This is a genomic window from Planktothrix sp. FACHB-1355, from assembly GCF_014748295.1.
Lineage (GTDB): Bacteria > Cyanobacteriota > Cyanobacteriia > Cyanobacteriales > Aerosakkonemataceae > Aerosakkonema > Aerosakkonema funiforme_A.
The window spans coordinates 1-2,938 of the sequence record NZ_JACJUP010000927.1; the positions used below are offsets into that span (position 1 = coordinate 1).

The 2,938-nt window shown below is 47.3% G+C and carries 3 protein-coding genes and 1 pseudogene; 2 read left to right on the plus strand and 2 right to left on the minus strand.

What is annotated here, in order from left to right; all coding sequences use genetic code 11:
• Window positions 1–448: signal peptidase I (gene lepB / locus H6S82_RS27070; RefSeq protein WP_191057023.1), on the plus strand; the 448-nt coding region annotated here is incomplete at its 5' end.
• A 52-nt stretch (window positions 449–500) separates the two neighbouring features.
• Here the strand turns inward: lepB and H6S82_RS27075 are convergent.
• The gene (locus H6S82_RS27075; RefSeq protein ID WP_190473180.1) at window positions 501–1,037 is read right to left on the minus strand and encodes a ComEA family DNA-binding protein; all 537 of its coding nucleotides are present in this window, start codon (window positions 1,035–1,037) and stop codon (window positions 501–503) included.
• Between the two features lie 5 nt (window positions 1,038–1,042).
• Complete coding sequence (locus H6S82_RS27080) at window positions 1,043–1,420, minus strand: NINE protein (RefSeq protein ID WP_190473177.1); 378 nt, start codon at window positions 1,418–1,420, stop codon at window positions 1,043–1,045.
• 565 nt (window positions 1,421–1,985) lie between these two features.
• Between H6S82_RS27080 and H6S82_RS27085 the strand changes: the two are divergent.
• Window positions 1,986–2,938, plus strand: a pseudogene (locus tag H6S82_RS27085) (DUF1957 domain-containing protein); the annotation flags it as partial.

The window sequence follows — 2,938 nt, forward strand, 5'->3', positions numbered from 1 at the left end:
CGAACCGCGTTATATTCCCTCTGATTCTATGCTACCGACATTACAAGTGGGCGATCGCTTGGTCGTCGATAAGCTCAGTTACCGCTTTCATTCCCCAACAACAGGCGATATTGTAGTTTTCGATCCTCCCCCACAACTGCAAATTCAGGGATATGCTAAAGATCAGGCATTCATCAAACGGACGATCGGCCTACCCGGTCAATTGGTGAGGATCGCTAACGGCAAAGTATATCTCGATCGCCAACCTCTCCAGGAAGATTACATTGCCGAACCTCCCGCCTATGAGTGGGGCCCGCGAACAGTTCCCCAAGGCGATCTGTTTGTGATGGGAGATAACCGCAATAACAGTAATGATTCCCATATTTGGGGATTTTTACCGCAAGAAAACATCATCGGTCGCGCTTTCTTTCGTTTTTGGCCCCTAAACCGCATTGGCTTTGTCAAATGACACAGACAGAAACCCGGTTTCTTCAAGAAACCGGGTTTCTGGAATCTTAAACTCAAAACCTGAAGTAGTGCATCAATTGAGCGATCGTATCTGCGGGTAAAGATAACCTGATCTGTAAATCGGCTAAATCTCGGTAATAACCGCCAGACTGGCGATTCTGCACGATCGATTGTGCCAAAAAAGTATCGATCGCCGGAATTTTACTCAGCATTTCCACGGAAGCAGTGTTTGGGTTGATCTGTTGAGGCGTATAGACACTCTCAGGGTCGTAGTAACAAAAGCTGAGAATCGGTGCTAGAGGTTTAAGTCGCTCGCTAGGCCAGCTTAACGCCGCCGCGACATCCTCCAAACAATGAAACTGTACACCAGAGCGAGACAGAGAAACTAGCGATCGTGCCTGGTGAATCGACAGTCCCGGCAGCCTTAACCAATCATCTACAGTGGCGCGATTCGGATCGATTTTAATTCCCAGCGACGCCGCCACAGCGATTTCTTCAGTTGATTGCAGCCGATAGTAAGGATCGCTGAGAATTCGCTGGCGGAGATAATTCTGCTTTTGCCGCGAGATGAGCCAGTCCCCAAATCCCATATACCTTACACCATTTGGTCAAGTAGCTTTCGGCGCTTTTGCTCGAATTCATATTCTGTGATCAGTCCATCTTGGCGCAACTGTTCGAGTTGACGCAAAGCTTCCGCATAAGCAGCCACTTGTTTGGGGTCAACTCCCGATTTTACAGCTACTTCTGTATGGAGATTAAAGTTGCGATCGAATTGATCTCGATCTTGAACTAAATACCAAAATCCTTCAATCGCGCTAGCCACATGGGGAATGGGAGTCCACGATAGCACCAAATACAGAATACCCCACACCGGTTGTCCCAAATAAAACTTGTGGAGCCCCGAAACAGGTATCACCGCTCCACTAAAAGCCAAAATCGCCGCCACTTTTCGACTTTTCGGCTTACTCAACATCCTGTTGCCTCTAGAACCTGTGGTTTTCTTATCTTATCGAAAAATTGGGTTGAAAACCCCGTCGTTCTACGACGGCTTTTGGTAAAATTGAACGCAAGCGGAACATAAGATGTAGTTGTGGCATACGAACTTACTCGCTGGATAAAGACTAATGCCACCAATCCGAATAGGTTGCTCCAATGCCTCACTGCCCTCTAAAAAAAATATGGCATAGGTGGGAGAAAATAGAAATTAAATACCGTAGGGCATACGGAAATTCACGCTTGGGGAGTAGTCCTTGCATAGTGCTTGCTGTAAAAGGTGTAGTCGGACTAGATATGAAACTGTAAGACCAAAGCTAAGTTTACTTAGTGGAGGCATGATTCAGCCCAAGAATCTTCGTACCTTTAGGTCGAGGAGTTTCAAGGTTCATCCCAAAGAGGGATAACTATGAACCGCGAACCGGGAACAAAGCCATTCAGGTGATAATTCGGATACTGCCGCTTTGGCCTTAAAATCTTAAAATACTGTAAAGCCCTTTGCGTCCGGCGTCCGTTCGACCTCAATTCACCTCAATCGAATCATTATGGCTATTGGCTATCTCGCTCTTGTACTTCACGCCCACCTGCCCTTTGTCCGACATCCCGAAAGTGACTATGTGCTGGAAGAAGAGTGGCTTTATGAAGCCATTACCGAAACCTACATTCCCCTATTGCGGATGTTTGAGGGATTGAAACGAGACGGGGTTGAGTTCAAAATGACTATGAGCCTGACACCTCCTTTGGTGTCAATGCTACGAGATCCGCTGTTGCAAGAGCGCTACGATGCCCACTTAACTAAGATGGAAGAACTGGCCGAAAAGGAAATTCTGCACAATCAGCATCACGGTCATCTTCGTTACCTATCGGAATTTTACGCTCAAGAATTTCACGAAACTCGCAAGGTTTGGGAAAGCTATAACTGCGATTTGGTTGGGGCTTTTAAACAATATTTAGATAGTAACAACCTAGAAATCATCACCTGTGGTGCTACCCACGGCTATCTGCCACTGATGAAAATGTACCCGCAGGCTGTTTGGGCACAAATTAAGGTAGCCTGCGAACACTATGAGGAAAACTTTGGACGCCCTCCTAAAGGAATTTGGTTGCCGGAGTGCGCTTACTATAACGGATTGGAGCGGATGCTAGCTGATGCCGGTCTGCGCTATTTCCTGATTGACGGTCATGGGGTTCTCTACGGTAGCCCCCGCCCCAGCTTTGGCACTTATGCTCCTGTTTATACTGAGGCAGGTATCGCTGCTTTCGGTCGCGATCACGAATCGGCACATCAAGTTTGGTCTACTCAACTGGGGTATCCGGGAGACCCGGAGTATCGTGAGTTTTATAAGGATTTAGGTTGGGAAGCGGAATACGAATACATTAAACCCTACATTATGCCCAACGGGCAACGCAAAAATATTGGGATCAAGTACCACAAAATCACCGCTAGGGGTATGGGCTTGGCGGAAAAAGCTCTTTACGACCCGTATTGGGCGCGGGA

Bases quoted from the DNA above. Each gene is read 5' to 3' on its own strand.
- H6S82_RS27080 (WP_190473177.1), bottom strand. From the start codon at position 1,420: ATGTTGAGTAAGCCGAAAAGTCGAAAAGTGGCGGCGATTTTGGCTTTT.
- H6S82_RS27075 (WP_190473180.1), bottom strand. From the start codon at position 1,037: ATGGGATTTGGGGACTGGCTCATCTCGCGGCAAAAGCAGAATTATCTC.